The 22202-nt window shown below is 35.1% G+C and carries 23 protein-coding genes; 15 read left to right on the forward strand and 8 right to left on the reverse strand.

Going from position 1 to position 22202, the window contains the following annotated elements; translation table 11 throughout:
- Positions 1-16 precede the first annotated feature (16 nt).
- From ABD745_RS19845 to ABD745_RS19865, 5 genes are all read left to right on the forward strand, one after another.
- On the forward strand, positions 17-946 hold the full coding sequence (locus tag ABD745_RS19845; protein ID WP_344834285.1) for a helix-turn-helix domain-containing protein: 930 nt from the start codon (positions 17-19) through the stop codon (positions 944-946).
- Positions 947-1059: 113 nt separating this feature from the next.
- A complete protein-coding gene (locus ABD745_RS19850) occupies positions 1060-1800 on the forward strand; it encodes an SDR family oxidoreductase (RefSeq protein ID WP_344834287.1) in 741 nt (246 codons plus the stop codon).
- A 102-nt stretch (positions 1801-1902) separates the two neighbouring features.
- Entirely contained in the window at positions 1903-2658 is a 756-nt protein-coding gene (locus ABD745_RS19855) for an SDR family oxidoreductase (protein ID WP_344834290.1), read from the forward strand.
- Between the two features lie 42 nt (positions 2659-2700).
- On the forward strand, positions 2701-3423 hold the full coding sequence (locus tag ABD745_RS19860) for an SDR family oxidoreductase (RefSeq protein WP_344834292.1): 723 nt from the start codon (positions 2701-2703) through the stop codon (positions 3421-3423).
- Between the two features lie 113 nt (positions 3424-3536).
- Positions 3537-4244, forward strand: a complete 708-nt coding sequence (locus tag ABD745_RS19865; RefSeq protein ID WP_344834294.1) for a YetF domain-containing protein — start codon at positions 3537-3539, stop codon at positions 4242-4244.
- A gap of 143 nt (positions 4245-4387) precedes the next feature.
- Here ABD745_RS19865 and ABD745_RS19870 read toward each other — a convergent pair whose 3' ends face one another.
- Positions 4388-4564, reverse strand: a complete 177-nt coding sequence (locus ABD745_RS19870) for a hypothetical protein (RefSeq protein WP_344834298.1) — start codon at positions 4562-4564, stop codon at positions 4388-4390.
- Between the two features lie 377 nt (positions 4565-4941).
- Here ABD745_RS19870 and ABD745_RS19875 point away from each other — a divergent pair, with 377 nt between their 5' ends.
- Complete coding sequence (locus ABD745_RS19875) at positions 4942-5865, forward strand: DUF3078 domain-containing protein (RefSeq protein WP_344834301.1); 924 nt, start codon at positions 4942-4944, stop codon at positions 5863-5865.
- Between the two features lie 123 nt (positions 5866-5988).
- Here ABD745_RS19875 and ABD745_RS19880 read toward each other — a convergent pair whose 3' ends face one another.
- The 3 genes from ABD745_RS19880 to ABD745_RS19890 all read right to left on the reverse strand — a co-directional run bounded on the left by ABD745_RS19880 (position 5989) and on the right by ABD745_RS19890 (position 8208).
- On the reverse strand, positions 5989-6804 hold the full coding sequence (locus ABD745_RS19880) for a ferritin-like domain-containing protein (protein WP_344834303.1): 816 nt from the start codon (positions 6802-6804) through the stop codon (positions 5989-5991).
- 25 nt (positions 6805-6829) lie between these two features.
- Entirely contained in the window at positions 6830-7540 is a 711-nt protein-coding gene (locus ABD745_RS19885) for a ferritin-like domain-containing protein (protein ID WP_047401976.1), read from the reverse strand.
- 98 nt (positions 7541-7638) lie between these two features.
- A complete protein-coding gene (locus ABD745_RS19890) occupies positions 7639-8208 on the reverse strand; it encodes a fasciclin domain-containing protein (protein ID WP_344834306.1) in 570 nt (189 codons plus the stop codon).
- A 339-nt stretch (positions 8209-8547) separates the two neighbouring features.
- Between ABD745_RS19890 and ABD745_RS19895 the strand changes: the two genes are divergently transcribed.
- The 3 genes from ABD745_RS19895 to ABD745_RS19905 all read left to right on the forward strand — a co-directional run bounded on the left by ABD745_RS19895 (position 8548) and on the right by ABD745_RS19905 (position 10938).
- Positions 8548-9024: an RNA polymerase sigma factor gene (locus ABD745_RS19895; RefSeq protein WP_344834308.1), complete on the forward strand. Its 477-nt coding sequence runs from the start codon at positions 8548-8550 to the stop codon at positions 9022-9024.
- 1 nt (position 9025) lies between these two features.
- On the forward strand, positions 9026-9835 hold the full coding sequence (locus ABD745_RS19900; RefSeq protein ID WP_344834310.1) for an anti-sigma factor: 810 nt from the start codon (positions 9026-9028) through the stop codon (positions 9833-9835).
- Between the two features lie 158 nt (positions 9836-9993).
- Entirely contained in the window at positions 9994-10938 is a 945-nt protein-coding gene (locus ABD745_RS19905; RefSeq protein WP_344834312.1) for an aldo/keto reductase, read from the forward strand.
- A gap of 74 nt (positions 10939-11012) precedes the next feature.
- Here ABD745_RS19905 and ABD745_RS19910 read toward each other — a convergent pair whose 3' ends face one another.
- The 3 genes from ABD745_RS19910 to ABD745_RS21640 all read right to left on the reverse strand — a co-directional run bounded on the left by ABD745_RS19910 (position 11013) and on the right by ABD745_RS21640 (position 14648).
- Entirely contained in the window at positions 11013-12857 is a 1845-nt protein-coding gene (locus ABD745_RS19910) for a chloride channel protein (RefSeq protein ID WP_344834314.1), read from the reverse strand.
- Between the two features lie 319 nt (positions 12858-13176).
- A complete protein-coding gene (locus ABD745_RS19915; RefSeq protein ID WP_344834317.1) occupies positions 13177-14433 on the reverse strand; it encodes an NAD(P)/FAD-dependent oxidoreductase in 1257 nt (418 codons plus the stop codon).
- Complete coding sequence (locus ABD745_RS21640) at positions 14430-14648, reverse strand: phospholipid carrier-dependent glycosyltransferase (protein WP_425549814.1); 219 nt, start codon at positions 14646-14648, stop codon at positions 14430-14432. Before ABD745_RS21640 ends, ABD745_RS19915 begins: the two co-directional genes overlap by 4 nt.
- On the opposite strand from ABD745_RS21640, the gene ABD745_RS19920 reads away from it, so the two are divergent.
- The 6 genes from ABD745_RS19920 to ABD745_RS19945 all read left to right on the forward strand — a co-directional run bounded on the left by ABD745_RS19920 (position 14593) and on the right by ABD745_RS19945 (position 21781).
- The gene (locus ABD745_RS19920; protein WP_344834321.1) at positions 14593-15132 is read left to right on the forward strand and encodes an aldo/keto reductase; all 540 of its coding nucleotides are present in this window, start codon (positions 14593-14595) and stop codon (positions 15130-15132) included. The two genes, ABD745_RS21640 and ABD745_RS19920, sit on opposite strands and share 56 nt — an antisense overlap.
- Complete coding sequence (locus ABD745_RS19925; RefSeq protein WP_344834324.1) at positions 15114-15581, forward strand: aldo/keto reductase; 468 nt, start codon at positions 15114-15116, stop codon at positions 15579-15581. The genes ABD745_RS19920 and ABD745_RS19925 overlap by 19 nt, the downstream gene beginning before the upstream one ends.
- 295 nt (positions 15582-15876) lie before the next feature.
- Positions 15877-19062 carry a TonB-dependent receptor gene (locus tag ABD745_RS19930; protein WP_344834326.1) on the forward strand — a complete coding sequence of 1062 codons (3186 nt, stop codon included), beginning with the start codon at positions 15877-15879 and terminating at the stop codon, positions 19060-19062.
- A gap of 168 nt (positions 19063-19230) precedes the next feature.
- Positions 19231-19788 carry an OmpH family outer membrane protein gene (locus tag ABD745_RS19935; protein ID WP_047401967.1) on the forward strand — a complete coding sequence of 186 codons (558 nt, stop codon included), beginning with the start codon at positions 19231-19233 and terminating at the stop codon, positions 19786-19788.
- A 191-nt stretch (positions 19789-19979) separates the two neighbouring features.
- Positions 19980-20804: an oxidoreductase gene (locus ABD745_RS19940; protein ID WP_047401966.1), complete on the forward strand. Its 825-nt coding sequence runs from the start codon at positions 19980-19982 to the stop codon at positions 20802-20804.
- 86 nt (positions 20805-20890) lie between these two features.
- A complete protein-coding gene (locus ABD745_RS19945; RefSeq protein WP_344834331.1) occupies positions 20891-21781 on the forward strand; it encodes a helix-turn-helix domain-containing protein in 891 nt (296 codons plus the stop codon).
- Between the two features lie 138 nt (positions 21782-21919).
- Here ABD745_RS19945 and ABD745_RS19950 read toward each other — a convergent pair whose 3' ends face one another.
- On the reverse strand, positions 21920-22090 hold the full coding sequence (locus ABD745_RS19950) for a lmo0937 family membrane protein (RefSeq protein ID WP_156062621.1): 171 nt from the start codon (positions 22088-22090) through the stop codon (positions 21920-21922).
- Positions 22091-22202: the final 112 nt, after the last annotated feature.

The following is a 22202-nucleotide window of genomic DNA, read 5'->3' on the forward strand; positions in this document are numbered from 1 at the left end:
AATGTATTTTTAATCTATGGAAAACGCCAATTTCGAATCCAATTCTTTATTTGAACTATATCAACATCTGAATCTTCCTGTTAATCTTATCGATACGGCAGAAGGCTTTTCGATATTTAATTTAAAAGAAGTTGGTTTTGAACTTCCATATCAGTCGAAACCTTATCGTCCGAATTTTTTCTCTTTACTTTTTATTAAAGATGGAGCAGGGAATTATACCATTGATGATTATTCTTTTGAAGTGAAGGCACATTCGGTCTATTTTACAAACCCAAGCAATTACAGGACATTTTGTTGGGAAAGAATTGAAGAAATTTACTTAGTCACTTTTGATGAAACCTTTCTTAAAAAACATATTGGCAAAGAAGTTTTTGAAACATTTCCTTTTCTTTTAACAGAAACTGTAAAACCTAAAATTGTAACGGATGAATTTTATGAAATTTTAGAAAAAATTTATCTTCAGGTTCATGCAGAATATACAGGAACTTACACTTACAAATACAAAATCATCGGACATCTTCTCGCCGTTTTGTTTTATAAGATTAAAGAGTATTTCTGGCAGGATTACAACCCGATCTACGAAGGAAACAGAAGTTCGCAGATCGTAAAATCTTTTAAACAGCTTCTGGAAAAGCATTATCGTGATCTAAGTTCAGATAAAGTGGAAACTGTTTTCAGGGTTCAGGATTATGCCAATGCACAAAACCTTCATCCCAATTATTTAAGCACCGTCATCAAATCAAAAACCGGAAAGCCCATTACAATATGGATCGCCGAGAAAACTATTTCTGAGGCAAAAGCGTTATTACAGAATTCCTCAATTTCCATTAAAGAAATTACCTTTAAACTGGGATTTTCAGAAGCGGCACATTTCAGCAATTATTTTAAAAAACATACAGGAACAACACCTGCCCAATACAGAAAAGAAGGAATCGAAAGTAAATAATCTTTACATTTTTCAAGTTATATTTAAAATTTGCAACTAATGCTTTAGAATTTGCAATAAACCCGGTCTGCACTCGTCCTACCTTTGTCATGTAAAATTAAACAATCAAAAACATGAACAATTTATCAGACAAAGTAGTCCTTGTAACAGGCGCTTCAAAAGGGATCGGGGCTGAAGTTGCTAAAAAATTAGCAGAAGCCGGAGCAAAAGTAATCGTCAACTTCGCAGGAAGTAAAACAGATGCCGACAACGTAGTAGAAACCATCAAAACAAATGGCGGAGAAGCTATCGCAGTTCAGGCTGATGTAAGTAAACCTGAAGATGTGAAAAATCTTTTCGACCAGTCGATCGCACATTTTGGAAGAATTGATGTTTTGGTAAACAATGCCGGAATTATGATCACAAAAACTATTCAGGAAACTACGGATGAGGATTTTGACCGTCATTTTAATATCAATGTGAAAGGAGTTTTCAACACACTTAGAGAAGCTTCGACAAAATTAGTAGATAATGGTAGTATCATTAATTTTTCAACTTCTGTCAACAGATTAATGCTTCCCAGTTACGGAACTTATGTGGCAACAAAATCTGCGGTAGAGCAATTGACAAGAGTTTTTTCAAAAGAAATCGGGCACAGAGGAATTAATGTAAACTCAGTTTCTCCCGGTCCGACTGCTACAGCATTATTTCTAGAAGGAAAATCTCAGGAAAGCATCGACAGATTAGCATCATTAAATCCTTTCGGAAGAATTGCAGAAACCGATGATATCGCAAACGTAGTTGTTTTCTTAGCAAGCAACGAAGCAAAATGGATCAATGCCCAAAATATCGGTGTAAACGGAGGAATGGCTTAAATATGAGCAATGAGTAATAAGTAATGGGCAATTATTGGAACCTTTACTTATTTACTCATCATTCAGAAATTACTTATTACCCATTATTAATTATTTACAAAAATGAAAAACAATTTACACGGCAAAACAGCCTTAATTACAGGTTCAGCCAGAGGTTTAGGAAAAGCGATTGCAGAGCGTTATGCAGCATTGGGAGCAAATATTGTGATCAATTATTCAAGAGATAAAACTTCCGCAGATGAGGTGGTTTCAAATATCAAAGCGATGAATGTTGGTGTGATTGCAGTTCAGGCAGATGTGAGCAAAGTGGCAGATATTAAAAGACTCTTTAATGAAGCAAAAAATGCTTTCGGGAAAATAGATATCGTCATTGCCAATGCAGGCATCGAAATGGTAGAAACACCCGTGACAGAGTTTACAGAAGAGCAATTCGACCGTTTGTTCAGCATTAATACAAAAGGAGCTTATTTCACGATGCAACAGGCTGCAAAAAACGTGGAAGACAATGGAAGGATCATTTACATCGCATCCAGTACGACATCTTTTCCGGTTCCGGGAATGGCAGTTTATGGTGGGAGTAAAACAACGCCGAGATATATGGTAGATGTACTTTCTAAGGAAATCGGACATCGTGGAGTTACGGTAAATTCTATTATTCCTTTTGCGGTAGATCATTCCGGGATTTTCGCAGAAGAAAACAGCTATCCTGAATTAAGAAAATCACTTCTCGACAGCTGTCCGATGGGAAGATTAGCAGAAGTGGAAGATGTTGCGAATGTTGCAGAATTTTTCGCCAGTGATCTTTCGTCTTTCGTGAATGGACAGCATTTATTAATCAACGGTGGAGCAACACAATAATCAATAGTTTTTAATAATAAAATTTAATATCAAATTAAAAAAATGAACACACTAAAAAACAAAAAAGTAATCGTACTTGGAGCAAGTTCAGGATTAGGATTGGCAACAGCAAAAGCTGCGTCAGAGGAAGGAGCGAGTGTTGTCATAGTTTCAAGCAATCAACAAAGAATTGATGAAGCTTTACAAGATTTTCCGGAAGGAACTCAGGGTTATGCTATCGATTTAAGCAAAGAAGAAAATATCAAACATTTCTTTGAAAATATTGGTAAATTTGATCATTTGGTTTACACTGCGGGTGAAAATTTAAATTTAACCAATCTTTCAGAAACAGATCTACAACAGGCAAGAAATTTCTTTACACTTCGTTATTGGGGAGCTTTAGCATCCATAAAATATGCAACTCCAAACATTAATGAAGGCGGTTCTATTAACTTAATGAGCGGAACTGCAAATCAAAGACCGGGGGCAGGTTGGGCATTGGCTTCGAGTATTTGTGGTGCGATGGATGGTTTGTGCAGAGCAATGGCGGTAGAATTGGCTCCGATTAGAGTAAATGCAGTTTCTGCGGGAGTTATCAAGACTAATCTTTGGAACGGAATTCCGGAAGAGCAGAGAAATGAATTTTACAAAAACATTGGAGATTCTTTATTGGTAAAAAGAGTAGGAAAGGCAGAAGAAATTGCACAGACATTCGTTTTTCTGATGAAACAGGCTTTTGCAACAGGACAGATTATTACAATTGATGGCGGTTCGGTTTTAGTTTAAATCTTTTTTAGATAAGATTTCTATTGGCAAAATGCTGCAGTTCTTTAAACTAGGTTAAAAGCTTTCACTTTTCTTGGCGTATTTTTTGGACATTTGAAAATAAATAATTTTCTATGTTGTCCATATTTCTCTTACAATTAGACTGGAAAGAATTATTGATGGGACATGAAGAATGGTCGTTTATTCTGGAGATCATTTTGCGTACTGCCATCATGTTTTTAACGATCATTATCGGACTCAGAGTTCTGGGAAAAAGGGGAGTGAAACAACTTTCTATTTTCGAGCTTGTTGTGATTATAGGTCTCGGTTCTGCAGCAGGAGATCCGATGTTTAATAAAGATGTCGGAATTGTTTCATCAATCATGGTTTTTATCGTTATTATTCTGTTATATACGATTGTTACTTATTTAATCGCAAAAAATAAGAAATTTGAACAGTTAATTGAAGGAAAGCCTATCTGCCTGATCGAAAACGGAGAATTTTCTATTGATAATTTTAAAAAAGAGAATCTTGGAAGTGACGAATTCTTTGCCGAATTAAGGTTAAGAGGTATTTCACAATTGGGACAGATCGAAAAAGCAATTGAAGAGAGTTCCGGCGAGATAAGCGTGTTTTTCTTCGAAGATGAAAAGGTAAAATACGGACTTCCCATCATGCCTGATTCCTTAGATCAACCATTGAAAATGATTAAACAAAGAGATCATTATTCATGTACATTTTGCGGATATACTGAAGAAAAACAAACCGGAGAAGCAGGAAGCTGTAAAAAATGTAAGAAAGACGAGTGGATCTGCTCCAGCAATAAAAAACGTATTACTTAAAAACAAAAAGGCTCCTAAGGAGGAGCCTAAAAAAACACAAATGATGAAAAAAAATTATTTCGATTCACAAATATAGTAAAAATATTTATTATGCAGAGCATAGCACAGCAGATATTTATAAAATCTATTATATTTTAATAACCTTATCCTGCATTTAGTCTTTGTGAAGTGGTGAAAACTCCAAATGCAAATAATGCCAAAATACCTACTGCAAAGACTGTTGCGGTATTTTTAATTCCCTTGGAAGTTTCCTGGCTTCCACTTTTTAATCTCAGAATTTGAGACAAATATTTTTTTGCTTCCATAATTAGTAAAATCATCAAATATTAAACCATAATTATTCCTTAAAGACTTCATTTAATCCTGAATATCACTTAATTAAATATAATTAAAATTTATAACAAATTATATGATTCTGATCATAAAAAAATTATGCAAAGCCCAGTAAATTTGAAAATAACACAATAATTCACATTTCATATTTTAAAATGTACAAAACCCTTCTTTTTGAAGGGTTTACTGTATATCTCCTTCAGAAAAATATCTTTTTTAGTTTATCATTTTCAGTTTAATATAAATTTCAATTAAAAATTATGTTTTTAATAATAAAAAAACTTAATTTTAATTTGATTTAAGTTTATTTAATATTTTTTAACAAAAACTTTATTTATATTTTTGCACCAAACATTTATTATTTATGAAAAAACTTTTGTTATCTATTTCCCTTTCTATGGGAATTTTTGCGTTTTCACAAGACACAAAAACAGACGCTCCGGTCGCTGATACCGTAAAAGCATGGAGTATTCAAGGGCAGAATACCTTAATGCTTAATCAGGCTGCCTTTTCAAACTGGGTGGGTGGTGGAGCCAACAATGTAGGTTGGCTTGCCGGAGTAAATTACAATCTTACATACGAAAAAGGAAAAGACTTGTGGGAAAACGTCATCATCTTGGGATACGGACAAAATAACACGAAAGGAGTAGGAACCAGAAAAACTCAGGATGTGATCAACCTTTCTACGAATTACGGTAGAGAATTTGCGAAGAACTGGTACATTTCTATGGGAGCAAGTATCCAGACACAATTTGCAGCTGGTTATGAAGATGGGAATAATCCGGAAGCCGCGAAAATTTCAAATTTTATGGCACCGGGTTATGTAAACGTTGGAGCAGGAGTTACTTATCGTCCAAATGATAACCTTACTGTTACTTTACGTCCTGCCAACGCCAGATGGACTTTCGTATTGGATGATGATCTTCAGTATGCGGGAACTTACGGCTTGAAAAATGACGGAGATTCTTCACTTTTCCAGTTCGGTTTTCTGGGAACAGCGATTTATAAACTGAAAATTATGGATAATATTACATTAACAAATACAGGTTCTGTTTTCTCCAATTATCTCGACCATCCTGAAAGACTAGTTCTTGCCTACAGCGGAATTCTGAATATGAAAATTAATAAGTTTATTTCCACCAATATCACTTTAGATTTATTGTACGATCACAACCAAATCAGGAAAACACAGTTGAAACAGACTTTAGGTGTTGGATTTGCTTACAATCTTCAAAACGGAAAAAAACGTTCTGAAAATAAAGACAATCAGTCCTGGTTAAAAAAATAAGAAGAAGTAAATGGTGAATAAGCTGATCCGTTTCGCATTCAGTTAAAAAAAATTTATATTAGAATTTATATAAAAATCCCTTTCTGAAAAATCGGAAAGGGATCAACAGCTATAATAAGGAACTCAGACAATAAACAAAGATGCAATTGCCTGTGCATCACTTCCACTTAAAATTTCGTCGTAAGCTGCAGAACCAGCCGCAGCTCCAAACGCAGTACTGGTATTAAAACCTGCCTGATTTATATTATCTTCTCCGGCATAAACAGGATTGGTTGCAGCAGGCATATTTCCGCCATTTGCCAATTCTATCCAGCCTTTGTTGGCTCTCATTCTTCTTACCTGAGATGCATGTCTCGCTTCCACAGAGTGAATTTGTAAAGCCGCCTGTAAAACCGCTTTATTAGACATTACATTTCCTGCCTGTCCTTTGTAAGCTCTTACTCCGGTATCTTCAAAAGCCTGAGCAAGAATTAAAAATTGATTGTAATCGCTAAAAGGTGCAAAACTTCCTCCTGCGGTAAAGTCGAAATTTGGTTTCGCTCCCGGAGTTACTCCTAAAGAAGTCAATGTACTTTTTAAGAAATTAACGTGGGCAGATTCATGTTTTGCTATCTGCATAAAAACAGGTCTGTCTGCCGTTGGTATTAGTGTTCCTGATCCTAAGCCCGTTGCATAATATTCGTTTTCCAAATATTCCAGAACCAATGCAAGCTGTAAAGCATCAGTTAAAACCGTTTTAAATAATGGTCCTCCTTTCGCAGCATCTACTGTTTCTGCTTTTGCAGGAGTTGTCATCAATGCTCCCAAACCTAATGGAATTGCTGCAACCGCCGCTTTTTTTCCAAATGCTGAAATATTGGTAAGAGTTTCTAATCTTGAAGTTTCTGTTGTAAAAAATTTATCGTCAGAAAGCTTATCTAGTAACTTTAAAATGTTCATAATGGTAATTTTTTGAGATTAATGATTAAGCAATACCTTGTTCTTTCCAAGTGAAAGGAGTTTTTATAAATCCTCCGGCTGCCATTACAATATCTTTAGGCTCTTTTGCAAGGTCTAATCCGTTCGCATCAATTACATCATCTCCTGAAAATGCTGCTGTTCCGGGATTAATTAAATTTCTGATCGCTGAAGCATGTCTTGCTTCCACAGAAACAATTTTTCCTGCAAGTACCAGATAAGCCGGATTTGTAATGTACTTTCCTGCACCGTTATAGGCTGCAACTCCTGTGTCTTCCAAAGCTTTTGCTGTCGCAAGGACAGAGTTTCTGTCATTAAAATTCACATTCGGATATTGAAATTCAAGGGTCGGTAAAACATTGGTAGTTGCACCGCTGATTGCTGCCTTGAAAAAATCTCTGTGAATTACCTCATGATGATAAAGGTCTGTAAACAGCTCTTTTTCAATAGTCGAAATTCCGGAGTAAAAATTATTGACAACTTTAGTATAAAAATCCGCTTCCAACTGTTCCAATGCATATGCATAGTTCAAAACTCCGACATCACCCATTCCAAGGTCAAAAACATTAGGATTGTTTACGAAATCGAAATTATCATCATCACAACCGATCAATGTAAGTCCGGCCATTGCCAATCCTACACCGCCCAGTTTCAAAAAATTTCTTCTGCCTGTATCCAGAGTAGCTCCCTGGTTAGAAACATTAATAGTTTTTTTCATAATATTATTTTGTTTGAGGTTTATATTTTTATTTGGGAAAATAAGAGGAGAAAAAAAACAGCATAAAAAACTTATGCTGTTCAAAAACTATAAAACCATTACGGCATCAACACCGTATCAATCACATGAATTACTCCGTTTGACTGATTTACATCAGCAATCGTAACTTTTGCATCATTTCCTTTTGCGTCTCTTACATAAAGATCTTTTCCTTTAGTCCAGAAAGTAAGTTCTTCACCTTCTACTGTTTTCATCATTGCTTTTCCGTTTCCTGCTTTTACAGCTGCCCAGATTTGTTTTGCGTTGTATTTTCCGGCAAGAACGTGATAAGTTAAAATTTTAGTCAGCATAGCCTTGTTTTCAGGTTTTACTAAGCTTTCAACTGTTCCTTTAGGAAGTTTTGCGAAGGCTGCATCTGTAGGAGCCAATACTGTGAAAGGGCCTGCTCCCTGTAAAGTTTCTACCAACCCTGCGGCTTTTACAGCGGCTACTAAAGTTTTGTGATCTTTAGAATTTACTGCATTTTCGATAATATTTTTAGATGGATACATCGGCGCGCCGCCTACCATTACTGTTTTTTCTTTCGTCATCTGTGCAGCTACGTTTCCACTGAAAGCAAATGATAAAGCTATCATTCCTAAAACTGCAATTTTTGATTTTGTGTTCATTTTTTTTGATTTTTTAAGTTAAATATGTATTTGAATTGTGTTCTGAACTCATTTACGAGAGTGGTTTTGTTTTAGATTTAAAAATTTTGATAAAAATCACAATCAATTGAAAAACAGTCTATTAATTTTCAATTTTAACATATAAAATTTTATTATCGTTAACAATTCCTTAATATAAATGCTAAATTGATGATGATTTAAAAGAATTATTAAATATTGTTTATAATAAATTTTAATTCATATATTTGGAGAGAAAAATAATTCATTATTAAAACAAAGTATTCGGAAGAGCAATTAATCGTTTTATTACAGCAAAAAAACGAAGCTGGTTTTCATCATTTGTATGATCACTATTCCGGTGCATTATATGGAGTAGTTCTGCGAATTGTTCAGTCTAAAGAATATACTGAAGAAATTATTCAGGATGTCTTCGTCAAAATCTGGACTTCTATCAACCAGTACGACTCATCAAAAGGAAGATTTTATACCTGGATGATCAATATTGCAAGAAATACAGCAATAGATTATTTAAAATCGAAGGGTTTCCAAAACCAATTAAAAAACCAATCGATTCCCGATTTCGTATATAATTCTGCAGAACTTTCAACGACCAATAATTCATCTGATTATATCGGATTTAACAAGGTCCTGGAAAATCTGGAAGTTGACAAACAGGAACTTATCGATCTCGCGTACTATCAAGGATATACCCAAAACGAAATATCCGAAAAATTGAAAATACCGCTTGGAACGGTAAAAACCAAAATGCGAAATGCGCTGTTAAAATTAAAAGATTTGCTTAAAGATTATCAATAAATTGAACACTAAAGAATACATATCATCCGGAATTATAGAATCTTATATTCTAGGTCTTGCTTCACCCGATGAAGCAGGGATTTTGGAGTGTGTGATGAAAAACAATACTGAAGTAAAGGCTGCTTTCGAAGAAGCACAAAAAACTTTGGAAGATCTGGCTACAGCTCAGGCTGTGACACCTCCAATCGATTTAAAATCAAAGATTTGGAGTAAAATTCAACAGGAGGAGACTGTTGAAGAAATAAAGACTGCCGTTTCTACGGATATTCCTGCAGCAAAACCTCAGGAAGAAATTAAAATTCAGGGAAACAGCAATTGGAAAGTATATGCTATCGCAGCTTCAGTCTTATTTTTAGTAAGCGTTGCGGGAAATCTTTTCTGGATGAACGATCGGTCTGAAACAAAAGAAAAGATTGCAAAAATGCAGACTGAGAAGCAATCTCAGGATTTGGCGATGCAAAAAATGAATCAGAAAATGGAAATGATTTCCAATCCTGATATGCAAATGGTGATGCTGAAAGGTGTTGAGAAACACTTGGATTCTAAAGCTATGGTTTTCTGGGACAAAAAAACAAAACAAGTCTATCTGAATGGTGAAAACCTTCCAAAAGCACCGGAAGGAATGCAATATCAGCTTTGGGCAATCGCCGACGGAAAACCGGTGAGTGCAGGGATGTACACCAAAGAAAAAGACAGTAAAATAGCTCTTGCAAACATTCCAAAAGCTCAGGCTTTCGCGATCACTCTTGAGAAGCAGGGCGGAAGTCCGACTCCTACCATGGAAAACATGTATGTAATGGGCGAAATTTAACGAAATTTCAACTTATAAAATATAAAGACCAGCCAAAAAGCTGGTCTTTTTCATTGAGAAAAGAAATGGATTTCATAGAAAGATTAAACCATTAAGCGAAGTTAAATTTCCTACCTTTAATCCCGTCAAAAATCATTCTTTAATCGTAAAATAGCTCTATGGAAAAAAGAAAAATTAAAAATACCGATCTGTCAATTGCACCGATCAATTTTGGAGGAAACGTCTTCGGATGGACGCTGGATGAAAAACAGTCATTTGATATATTAGATAAATTTGCAGAAGGAGGTTTCAATTTTATAGACACAGCTGACACCTATTCTTGGTGGGTGAACGGAAAAGGCGGTCAATCTGAGGAAATCATCGGAAAATGGATGAAAAGCCGTGGAAACAGAAACGATCTGGTAATCGCTACAAAAGTAGGATCAGAAACAAAAGAACACGGTTACGATATCAGCAAAAAGCATATTTTAAAATCTGTTGATGAATCTCTGCAAAGACTTCAGACAGATCATATCGATTTGTATTATACTCATTTTGATGATAATAAAACACCTGTTGAAGAGACTTTATCAGCTTATGATGAAATCGTAAAAGCCGGAAAAGTGCGTTATATTGCTGCTTCCAATTTATCTCCTGAAAGGTTGAAAGAATCTTTTGAAGTTGCCGAAAAGAATAATTTCCCTAAATATGTTGCGCTTCAGCCTCATTATAATCTAATGGAAAGAGATGGTTTTGAGAAAAACTATGCTCCTTTGGTTGAAGAATTCGATTTAAGTGTATTTCCATATTGGTCTTTGGCGGCAGGATTTTTAACCGGAAAATACCGTGATGAAGCAGATTTGTCGAAAAGTCAAAGGGGAGAAGGTGCGAGAAAATATTTGAATCCGAAAGGGTTGGAAGTTTTAAAAGCATTAGATCAGATCAGTAAAAAATATGATTCAAAACCGGCGACTGTTGCATTGGCCTGGTTATTGGCGAATCCGTTGATTACAGCTCCGATTGTAAGCGCAACAAGCGAATCTCAGCTTGAAACATTATTTGCAGCCCCAAAATTACAGCTGAGCAACGAAGACGTTGAACTGTTGAATACAGCAAGCAATTAATTCAGACTAAATTTTTTCTTCTATAAAAAGCCGTTCAAATATTATATTGAACGGCTTTTTTATTTTTATTAAAATTATTCCGAATATTCTTTTAATAACTGCCTGTAACTCATTAAGATTGTAGATTTTGAAATAAATCCGATGAATTTATTATTATCATCAACAACAGGTAAATTCCAGACTCCGGTATCATCGAAAATCTGGAGAATTTCTAAGGGTTGATTATCAGGATGAACAATTGCAGGCGGCGTTTTCATCATCTGAATAATTGTAACAGAAACTTCTTCAGTCGTAAATAAATATGGTCTAATATCATCCAATGTCAGAATTCCTCTTAATGTTTTCTGACCGTCAAGAACAGCAAAAATATTCTTGTCGCCGTTCTTCACCAATTCAAACAATTCTGTAACAGGGGCATTTTCGTTAACAGCCTGAGAATATCTGTCAATGAAATCTTCTGTTTTTAATGAAGATAATAAATTTTTATCATGCTTATTGGTGAAGATCTTTCCTTCATCGGCTAAAAATTTTAATTCCGGGGAAATAGGGGAGAACCATTTTGCAATCAGATAAGACATGATTGAAACGATCATCAAAGGGATAAAAAGATCATACCCAAAACTTGATTCTGCGATCAGGAAAATGGCTGTCAACGGGGCATACATTACACCGCTCATCGCACCTGCCATTCCTACTAAAACCAAATTGGTGACCGGAACTTCCGTGAAGCCAATCTGCTGGCAAACAATCGCAAATAAATATCCAACCGTTCCGCCCGCAAAAAGTGAAGGTGCAAAATTACCTCCGTTTCCTCCACTGAAAATTGTAAAAGATGTTGCAAATGCTTTCAACAGAAGAACAAGAATTAAGAAAATAATAATCGTAAAATTTTTAATTTCAAAATATCTGAAAAAGCTATTCTCTATAATATTGTGAGTATTTCCGTTTGTGAAAGCTTTTACGGTATCATAACCTTCTCCAAACAAAGGCGGGAAAAGAACGCAGAGTAATGACAGTACCGCTCCGCCAAACATCGCTTTTCGCAAGCGCGACATTTTTAAACCTTTAATAAAATGCTCAACTTTCTGAGAAATCACTAAAAAATATCTCGCGTATAAACCCGTTACAATTCCTAAAAGCAAATAATACGGAATATTTTTATAATTAAAAGCATCCCTCGCATAAAACCTGAAAAGCACATCTTCCTGAAGTAAAATTCTCGATAATAAACTTCCGCAAACCGCTGCAACAACCAAAGGAATAAAATCTGTGAAAACAACACCTGTTAACAAAATTTCAAAAGCAAACATAATTCCCGCAATCGGTGCATTAAAAGCAGATGCAATTCCGGCAGTTGCTCCTGCAGCCAACAAAAGCGTTCGTTCTTTATAGCTTAAGCGGTAAGTTTGGGCGAAATTGGAACCAATAGCTGCACCTGTTACCGCAATCGGACTTTCCAGACCTGCGGAACCTCCAAGTCCGACAGTCACTGCACTTTGAACGATCTGGGAATACATTTTAACCGAAGAAACAATGCTTGAGTTTTGGGCAATTTCGTATAAAATCGCTCCGATCCCTTTTCTGTCCTGTCCTTTAAATATAGTCAAAACAATACTTGTTGTCAACACAATTCCTAAAAAAGGAAAGATAATATAAAATAAGATCTGATATTCAAAATGAACTTTAGTTGTGATGAAATGATGAATATTATGAACTAAAGTTTTCAGGATAACCCCCGCCAAACCTGCCGAACAGCCAACGATAATTCCGGATAATACAAGAAACTGATTTCTGCTGAGCCTGTTATTCAGCCAATGAAGAATGAGTTCGTAACTTCTCGCTTTTTCAAGTCCATATTTTTGAAAGTCTCTTTTAAACTTCAGAAAGCTAAGAAACTTTTTTTTGTTATGAATTTTCACTTTTTTGGAGATTTTTATGCTATAACCGAATTGTTACCGCTTCGTAAATTTATGAAATATATCAGGAAGATAAAAATTATTATGGCTCATAAGGTACATTCTGAATCCGGTGTACTAGAGCAGAAATGTAGTGTACTGGAATAAAATTGTAAGTGATAATATTTAAGGTAATAAGTTTACAACGGTAATATCTCACATTGTATTAAAGTATGAAGAATGAGAACAAATTCACAAAGCAGCAAATGGTTTTCTACCAAGTGTTAAAAAATAAAGATGACTATTTTAATTGGCGGAGTAATACTAATTAAATTATACATGTTCATCCTCTTTTCGGTCTTAAAATAAGTCGTATCGAAGGATTATTAGTAATAAATAATCTCAGCCAGGTAAACGCCAGACGAACTTTACTTCTAAACCCAACCAAAGGAATAATATGGATAAAAAGCCACGTCAGCCAAGCCAAAAAACCTTTAAATGAAAACTTAGGAAGATCCACAACTGCATTGAATTTCGAAATAATTGCCATACTTCCTTTATCATTATATTTAAAAGGAATTAAAACTTTTTCGTCTTCAATTCTTTTAAAATTTTCACCTAAATTCTTCGCATGCTGAATCGCAACCTGTGCCAATTGTGGATGACCTTTCGGGTATTTTTCTTCGGTAAGCTGTAAAGCAATATCACCTAAAGCATAAATATTTTTCGTCCCCTGAACCTTATTATATGAATCCACCAGTAGCCTTCTGCCTTTTCCCACACTTTCTTCCGGAATTCCGGGAACTTCACGACCGATAACTCCGGAAGTCCAGATCAGAGTTTCTGTTTCAATGGTTTTTCCATCGGCTAAAATTACTTTTCCATCAACATAATCTTTTACGGCAACATTCAGAATAATTTTTACGCCCAATGTTTTAAGTTTATTATAAGCGGCTTCCTGAGCCAGTTTACTCATCGGAGAAAGCAAGGTAGGTAAGGCATCAATTAAATAAATATTTGAAAGTGAGAGCTTAATTTCGCGATATTCTTTTTCGGCAATATAGGTTCCCATTTCAGCAATCATTCCTGCAAGTTCCACTCCGGTTGGTCCGCCGCCGGCAATAACGATATTCTGTAATTTTTGGGCTTCTTTTATATCTTTATTTCGTGCCGCTTCTTCGAGATTCAGTAGCATATAATTCCTTAAATAAAGTGCTTCTTCAATGTTTTTCATCGGAAGTGAACATCGTTGGACGTTTTCCATTCCGAAAAAATTAGACTCAGTTCCCAATGCCAGAACCAAATAATCATATTGAAGAGTTCCCGTATCTGTTTCTACAGAATTATTTTCAGGATTAACTTTTACTAAACTTCCCATATGGAAATTCACATTTTTATAATTCGAAAACAGTCTTCTAAAAGGGTAACTGATATTTGAGGCCTCAATAAAAGACGTTGCAACCTGATAAATAAGCGGCGGGAAAAAGTGGTAATTATTCTTATCAACCAGCGTAATCCTGAATCTTTTGTCGTTTACCAAAGATTTCACCAGGTTGATTCCGGCAAAACCTCCGCCGACAATAACGATGTGCTTTTTCATATTTCATAGGTATTGAAGTGGTCATAAAATTGCTTCAAGAATAGAGCCAAAGGAAGAAAAGTAATGTTAATTATCTGTTTGAAATAAATGTAAGATAAACTATGATTCCCTGCACGATGTTTGTACTTTATAAAAAACCAACATCTTAAATATAAAAATATGAAACCAGACATTTTAACAGAAAAACACAGATTAGGATTGGGCGGAGTAGCCATCGGAACTGCTTTTGAAAAATTGACTGATGGAGAATCTTACGAAGTTTTACAAAAAGCCTGGGATTTGGGAATCAGATATTACGATACCTCTCCCTGGTACGGATTGACGAAAAGTGAAAGAAGATTCGGAAATTTTCTTCATGGTCAAAACAGAGACGAATTCATATTTTCTACAAAAGTCGGTCGGTTATTTGTAGAAGTTCCTGAAAATGAGGTTCCGCCAACAATGTGGAAAGCTCCTCTTAATTATGATTTTGAACACAATTATACCGCAGATGCCATCAAAAGATCAATTGAAGACAGTTTGGAAAGATCCCGCCTGAACCATATTGATATTGTTTATGTTCATGATCTGTCGGAAGATCAGGTTGGAGACCGTTATCCTTATTTCTTGAAACAAGCCAGAGAAGGAGCTTTTAGAGTTTTATCAGAATTGAGAGATCAAGGCGTAATCAAAGCTTGGGAATGGGAGTTAACAAAATAGAACCGATTTTAGATTGTTTAGATTCTGCCGACCCGGATATTTGTCTTTCGGCAACGCAATATTCTATTTTGGAACATGAAGATGCGGTTGACAGATTACTTCCTGCCGTGAAAAAAGCAGGCGTAAAATTAGTTTCAGGCGCTGGATACAATTCTGGTTTTATTGCGGGAAGAGATCGATTTAATTATGTTGATGTAATTCCAAAAGGGATGACAGAAAAGCGTAACAGAATCAATGAAATTGCAAAGAAATACAATACAAATATCCTTCATGCAGCTCTTCAGTTTGTTTTGGCAGCCGATGAATTTGCAGCCATAATTCCCGGAGCAAGCAAGCCTGAACAAGTTGAGGATAATGTTAAAGCTTTAAATGAAAAAATCTCTGTAGATTTCTGGAAAGAACTAAGATCAGAAGGTTTAATTTATGAAAAAGCACAAGTCCCCAATTAAATTAATTAGATATTATTTCAGGCCTCTCAAGTTGAGAGGCTTTTTGTTATCTCGTTTTTAAAACTTAAGATTAATAAAAACTTAAATAAAAATTAAAGCCGCTAATATTGATTAACAGTGATATTTTAACAAAAATTACCCTTTAAAAAGTAGAGAAACAACATATCCAAATAAATCCTTTTAATTTTTTTTTAAGGAAATGTTAAATATTTTGTCATGTAATATTATCTGTATGTTAACGCACTGAGAATACACTTCGGAATAATTTTGTCATACAATTTTGAAGTATAAAAAAATGAAAAAAATAATCTGTGCTATAGCATTATTATCTTTCAGTCTTGCCTTCTCGCAAGAAACCAGCTCTAAAATTTTCGGAAGATTAAGAGGAACAAATTCCGAAATGACCATCAAAGTAATTCACGTTCCCACAAACAGTAGTTTTGAAACGAAAAGTAACAAAAACGGACAATTCAGTTTAGACAATCTACAACCGGGCGGACCTTACACTATTGAGGTAATGGACGATTCAAATGTTGTATATTCCAACAGCAACGTACAGCTTTCTTTAGGAAATAATGACCTTCCTACAGTAGAAGTCGGAAACAAAGAAAAGATGATTGATGAAGTAAAACTGACTTCCAAGAGAACAACCGCTGCAAAATTCGGGGTAGGAATCAGTCAGGCACAGATTTCAGGACTTCCGAATATCAACAGAGGAATTCAGGATGTTACAAAATTGGTTCCTCAAAGTGCAAACAATTCTTTTAACGGAACAAATTTCAGATATAATAACGTTACGATCGACGGTTCTATCAACAATGATGCGATTGGATTCAGCCCATCTTTAGGCGGGCAAACGGGAACTTCAGGAATGCCGGGAAGCAGTACGCGTTCGAATTCCATCAGTCTGGATGCTATTCAGGATGTGCAGGTTTATATCGCTCCTTATGATGTAAAATTAGGAAATTTCTTAGGTGGAAGCATCAATGCCGTTACAAGAAGCGGAAGTAATAATACTGAGGGATCTTTGTATATGTACGGTAGAAATGCTTCTATCACAGGGAATAACAGAGTAGGTGATAATTCTAAAATGCCAAGTTCTTTCGAAGATTTTATTTACGGTGGAAGAGTAGGATTGCCTGTCGTGAAAGACAAACTTTTCTTATTTACCAACCTTGAATATACGAAAAGAACAGATCCGGTTTTCTATAATGCAGGAGATCAGGGATCATTGGTAAGCAGTTCTGTCGCTCAGCAAATTTCAGATTTTGTCAGAAGCAAATATGGTTTCGATGCCGGAAGTTTCAATCAGTACAATAATTTCTCGGAAAGCGCGAAACTTTTCAACAAATTAGACTGGAAAATTAATGATAAACATACTTTATCCATTAAAAACAATACGGTATTCTCACAAGCTTCAAACCTTGAAAGAGATGGTGCCAATTTCCGTTTTTCAGGGATGGATTTTGTTCAGAAAAACAATGCTTCCACAACAACTTTAGAATTAAAAAGCCGTTTTAATGATAAATGGAATAACAATTTAATTTTAGGATATTCTTCGATCCATGATTACAGAGATCCTACATCTCAAAATGCAATGTTTCCGCAAGTTGAAATTGCATACAACGGGGGAACAATTTTATTAGGAAACGACAGGGAAGCCACTGTTTTCAACATGAAACAGAAAACTTTTGAAATTACAGATAACCTAACATACAAAGCCGGTCATCACACATTTTTATTAGGAACGCACAATGAACTTTACAATATCGATTATGGCTTCGTAAACGCTCTCAATGGAAGAATTTCTTATAAAAGCTTAAACGATTTTTATAATTCAAATCCGGCAAGAATCCGAGGAACTTATCCTTTTAATGGGGAAAGCAGGGAGGATATATTTAATAATCCTTATGCTCAGTATAAAGTTAATTTGTTATCTGCTTATTTCCAGGACGAGATCAATTGGGGACGATTAAGATTAACTCCGGGAGTGAGAGTTGATTACACTGATCTACCCAACAAACCACTTTTAAGCCCTGCTGTAAACAATTCTCCTGCAGATTCGAATTATGGAAATACTTATACTTACACACCTTTAAACCAGCTTACAAACGATTATCTTAATAAACCAACAGTCTCTCCAAGATTAGGATTCAACTTAGATCTTACCCAAGACAGATCTCTTGTCATGAGAGGAGGATCTGGGATTTTTGTAGGAAGAATACCTTTTGCATGGTTGGGTTATGCATATTATAACGACGGTGTTGGTTTCGGAAGTTATGATTACAATGCTCCAACAGCGGCTCAATTAGCCACAAACGGAGATCCTTTGGTAAGCGGAAATTTCAAGAATTGGCAGAACTCTTCAAAAGTACAGGTAGATTTAATTGATAATAATTTCAAAATGCCGAGAGTATGGAGAAGTTCATTAGCATTTGATTATACGGTTTCAGGATATAAATTGACCTTGGAAGGAATTTATACAAAAGTTTTATATGATTTAAAATTTCAACAGGTTAATAAAACGGATAATGTGACGTATTTCAGCTATGATACCAATCACGAGATGCCGATTTACACGACAAATATCAACAGTAACTTCTCGAATGCTTACATGCTTTCCAACACAAAAGAAGGATACAGATACAACTTGACAGCGCAACTTCAAAAATCATATAATTTTGGGTTAAATTTCTTCGTAGCATATACTTATGGTGATGCAAAAGACATCACAAACGGTATCAGAAACTCAATGGAAAGTAACTGGCAAATGAACCAGTCTTTAACACCGAACAATCCACAATTGACAACTTCAAACTTTGCCATCAAAAACAGAGTAGTTGCGAATGTAGGATATTCTTTACCACTTTCTCAGTCCAACAGGTTGTCTGCGAATGTTTACTTTAATGCTCAGTCAGGAAATCCTTTCTCTTGGGGATTTGTGAACAGCACGATTGCTAATACAGGACAAGCTGCAGGTTTAGCCTATATCTTTAAAGACGCCGCAGAAGCTACAAAATACATTGCTCCTATAAAAGACGGTTCAGGAAATATTTTGGTAAGTACGGCTCAACAGGTTGCAGATTATGAAAAATTTGTCAACAGTAATGAATCTTTGAACAGCAGAAGAGGGAAGTTTACAGAAAGAAACGGAGATTTCACTCCTTGGAACATTCAGGCGGATTTTAGAATTATGGATGAAATAAGGTTAAGTGAAAAATCGAAAAATACAATTCAGATATCATTAAGCATCATCAATTTGACTAATTTATTAAACAAAGACTGGGGTAAAGTATATTTCGTACCAAATACATTCAATTCTACGGCGAGTGTAGGTTTAACAAAAGTTGGAAATATCGCAGCAGGACAGCCTTCTGCAGGAGATCCTACTTACAATTTTACAACTCCTGGGTTGCCTTATACGATCGATCAGTTCGCTTCAAGATTCCAGGCACAGCTGGGAATTCGATATAATTTTTAATTCATATTTCAATATTTTCTACAATAGATTTATTAGATTCTTTCAAGGTGAGGTCCGGATATTCTTTCCGGGCTTCTTTTTCGTTGATTATATAACTATGCACTTAGTTATATTTATTATATTTGCTGACTTTAAAAACAGATAAAAATTTTAAAATAAATAATTAAGATGAAAAAGTTAATTACAACATTTTCTTTAGTTGCAGGGCTTTTCCTTGCTTCAAACCTAGTAAATGCACAGCAGAAAATAGGTCATGTAAATTCTGACGACGTTTTCAATAATCTTCCGGAAGCGAAAACTGCAGAAGCATCTTTAGATACTTTTACAAAAACTAAGCAAACTGAAATTGAAAAGTTGATTACAACTTACCAGACTAAGTTAAAAGCTGCTCAGGATAAGGAAAAAACAATTAGTGAAGCTAATAAAGAAGCCGTAATTAAAGAATTAACAGCTGCACAGACAGAATTGCAGACTTTAGGGAAAGACATCGAGGCTGCAAGAACAAAAGCTGCTCAGGACGTTTCTAAAAAACAATCTGAATTATTCACACCTATTCAGCAAAAAGTAGCAACTACTATTTCTGCTGTTGCAAAAGAAAAAGGTTTGGCTTATGTGTTTGATGTATCTACTTCACAAGGAAATAACAACATCGCTTATATGGATGGCGGAGAAGATATTACTCCAGCTGTAAAGTCTAAATTGGGAGCTACAACAGCAAAAAAATAACCCAAAACCAACATAAAATAGAAAGTCCGGAATAGTTTTCCGGACTTTTTGCATTTTGCACAGGAATAATTTTAAAATACCATAACGTAATTCTGTGCTAAAATTTCGCGAAAATGGATTAAACTTTTAGGCACTTATCGAAATACATTTGTCATATCAAAATCAATAAAAATTTAACAAAAAATAAAATTATGGCAAAAACAGTTTTTATTACAGGTGCATCAAGAGGTTTCGGAAAATTATGGGCAGAAGCCTTTTTAAAAAGAGGTGATAAAGTAGCGGCTTCCGCAAGAAATATTTCAGCATTGGATGATCTTGTAGAGAAATATGGTGACAATATTCTTCCGGTTCAATTGGATGTTACTAAAAAAGACGATGTAAAAAATGCAGTTGAGAATATAAAAAATCACTTCGGAAGCATTGATATTCTTATTAATAATGCGGGTTATGGACTTTTCGGAACGGTTGAAGAAACGACAGAAGAACAGGCCAGAGCTCAGATGGAAACCAACTTCTTTGGATTGTTGTGGGTAACGCAAGCCGTACTTCCAGTGATGAGAGCTCAAAAAAGCGGGCATATCATTCAGGTTTCAAGCTTCCTGGGCTTAACAACACTTCCGATGTTAGGCTTATATAATGCATCAAAATTCGCAGTGGAAGGTCTAAGTGAAACCATCGCAACAGAAGTGGCACATTTAGGAATAAAATTCACATTAATCGAGCCCAACGGATTCTCTACGGAATGGGCGGGAAGTTCAGCAGTACAGACCACATCCGATATCGCAGATTACAACCCTGTGCGTGAAGGTTTTGCAGAAGGAACAGACAATTCTGATATTTGGGGAGACCCGAAAGCAACGGTAGAACCTATCTTACAGGTTGTTGACAGTGAAAATCCACCATTAAGATTATTATTCGGAAAAATTGCTTACCACTCAATTAACGATGTTTATACCAACCGGTTGAAAGAAATTGAAGAATGGAAAGATGTAAGTATCGCAGCTCACGGTCATTAATTTTTAATATAGATTTTAATCATAACATTTTGAGCTTAAAGTAAATATTATCCGGTAATTTTGAAACTTCAAATAAAAAAATTCTCATGAAACATTATAAAACCATTACCGAACTTCATGCAGGAAATCTTTGGGATGCGCCTCAGAATCCACTTTTTGGAATGGTCGGCTGTCTTTCTACCTGTACTTTGGGAAATCAAAAATTTACCACGAACAGTTATATTATCGCCTTTAAAAAGATAAAATCGGGAATTTTCATGTACGGAAAAACACCTTACGATCATGACAATGGCTGTATGTTTTTCACAAAGCCAAGACAAGTGATTGAAATGAAGGATCTTGAGTTTGAAGAAAATGGTTTTATGCTTATGATTGATCCTGATTATCTGAATGGTCATGAATTATTCAAATCCATCGAGCAGCACGGATTTTTTGATTATGAAGTAACGGAAGCCATTCATCTTTCTCCAAAAGAAGAGCAGATTATTTTTGAGCTTCATGAAAAAATTCAGAACGAATATTTCAATAATCCTGATGAATACAGCCGTGAAATTATTTTAAGTCATATTTCATCAATTTTGCAGTATTCTCAGCGTTTTTATAAAAGACAATTTATTGACCGTGCTCAGATATCGGGTAAAACTACTTCAAAATTCAATGATATATTAAAAAAATACACCCAAGAAGGTAATCTTGAAAAAACAGGACTTCCTAATGTAGCTTATATTGCCGAACAACTGGCAATTTCACCTCGCTATTTAAGTGATTTACTGAAACAGGAATCAGGCAAAACAGCAATAGAGCTTATCCATATATTTTTAATTTCCGAAGCTAAAAATTTATTGAGAATCGGAGAAAAAGGAGTAACGGAAATTGCTTATGAACTGGGATTTGAGAACTCTTCATATTTCACGCGTCTTTTCAAAAAACAAACCGGAATGAAACCTTTAGAATTCAGAAAAACGAGTTTGAATTAAATCTAATTTTTATTATTGAGTCTCCTGTAAGAAAGTGCAGGAGATTTTTTTGGTCTGAACAATCAATAAAAAAAGCTGGAAATTAAGAATTTATGTCTTCCCATTTCCAGCTTTCTATCTTCAGTTTTTTACATTAATCTAATCTAAGGGTTTTCGACCTGATATAAGATTATAAAGTACTACAATGATTGCAATTACAAGCAATACGTGAACTAAATATCCCGTACTCATTCCCGGTACGATGCCCAACATTCCTAAAAGCCATACTACAATACAAATGACTGCGACTAACCATAATATACTTCTCATGACTAAATATTTTTAAGTGATTTGATTTAATATATGCACATACTGTGCCTTTTTATATATTATCTCTTAAAAACAGATACCACAAATTCAATTATGATTAATAATTTTATTG

The sequence above is a fragment of the Chryseobacterium ginsenosidimutans genome (assembly GCF_039536845.1).
GTDB classification, from domain to species: Bacteria; Bacteroidota; Bacteroidia; order Flavobacteriales; family Weeksellaceae; genus Chryseobacterium; species Chryseobacterium ginsenosidimutans_B.

Bases quoted from the DNA above. Each gene is read 5' to 3' on its own strand.
- ABD745_RS19885 (WP_047401976.1), bottom strand. From the start codon at position 7,540: ATGAAAAAAACTATTAATGTTTCTAACCAGGGAGCTACTCTGGATACA.
- ABD745_RS19850 (WP_344834287.1), top strand. From the start codon at position 1,060: ATGAACAATTTATCAGACAAAGTAGTCCTTGTAACAGGCGCTTCAAAA.
- ABD745_RS19940 (WP_047401966.1), top strand. From the start codon at position 19,980: ATGGCAAAAACAGTTTTTATTACAGGTGCATCAAGAGGTTTCGGAAAA.
- ABD745_RS19855 (WP_344834290.1), top strand. From the start codon at position 1,903: ATGAAAAACAATTTACACGGCAAAACAGCCTTAATTACAGGTTCAGCC.
- ABD745_RS19945 (WP_344834331.1), top strand. From the start codon at position 20,891: ATGAAACATTATAAAACCATTACCGAACTTCATGCAGGAAATCTTTGG.
- ABD745_RS19875 (WP_344834301.1), top strand. From the start codon at position 4,942: ATGAAAAAACTTTTGTTATCTATTTCCCTTTCTATGGGAATTTTTGCG.
- ABD745_RS19880 (WP_344834303.1), bottom strand. From the start codon at position 6,804: ATGAACATTTTAAAGTTACTAGATAAGCTTTCTGACGATAAATTTTTT.
- ABD745_RS19925 (WP_344834324.1), top strand. From the start codon at position 15,114: ATGGGAGTTAACAAAATAGAACCGATTTTAGATTGTTTAGATTCTGCC.
- ABD745_RS19905 (WP_344834312.1), top strand. From the start codon at position 9,994: ATGGAAAAAAGAAAAATTAAAAATACCGATCTGTCAATTGCACCGATC.
- ABD745_RS19950 (WP_156062621.1), bottom strand. From the start codon at position 22,090: ATGAGAAGTATATTATGGTTAGTCGCAGTCATTTGTATTGTAGTATGG.
- ABD745_RS19870 (WP_344834298.1), bottom strand. From the start codon at position 4,564: ATGATTTTACTAATTATGGAAGCAAAAAAATATTTGTCTCAAATTCTG.
- ABD745_RS19930 (WP_344834326.1), top strand. From the start codon at position 15,877: ATGAAAAAAATAATCTGTGCTATAGCATTATTATCTTTCAGTCTTGCC.
- ABD745_RS19860 (WP_344834292.1), top strand. From the start codon at position 2,701: ATGAACACACTAAAAAACAAAAAAGTAATCGTACTTGGAGCAAGTTCA.
- ABD745_RS19890 (WP_344834306.1), bottom strand. From the start codon at position 8,208: ATGAACACAAAATCAAAAATTGCAGTTTTAGGAATGATAGCTTTATCA.
- ABD745_RS19920 (WP_344834321.1), top strand. From the start codon at position 14,593: ATGAAACCAGACATTTTAACAGAAAAACACAGATTAGGATTGGGCGGA.
- ABD745_RS21640 (WP_425549814.1), bottom strand. From the start codon at position 14,648: ATGGCTACTCCGCCCAATCCTAATCTGTGTTTTTCTGTTAAAATGTCT.
- ABD745_RS19915 (WP_344834317.1), bottom strand. From the start codon at position 14,433: ATGAAAAAGCACATCGTTATTGTCGGCGGAGGTTTTGCCGGAATCAAC.
- ABD745_RS19845 (WP_344834285.1), top strand. From the start codon at position 17: ATGGAAAACGCCAATTTCGAATCCAATTCTTTATTTGAACTATATCAA.
- ABD745_RS19935 (WP_047401967.1), top strand. From the start codon at position 19,231: ATGAAAAAGTTAATTACAACATTTTCTTTAGTTGCAGGGCTTTTCCTT.
- ABD745_RS19865 (WP_344834294.1), top strand. From the start codon at position 3,537: ATGTTGTCCATATTTCTCTTACAATTAGACTGGAAAGAATTATTGATG.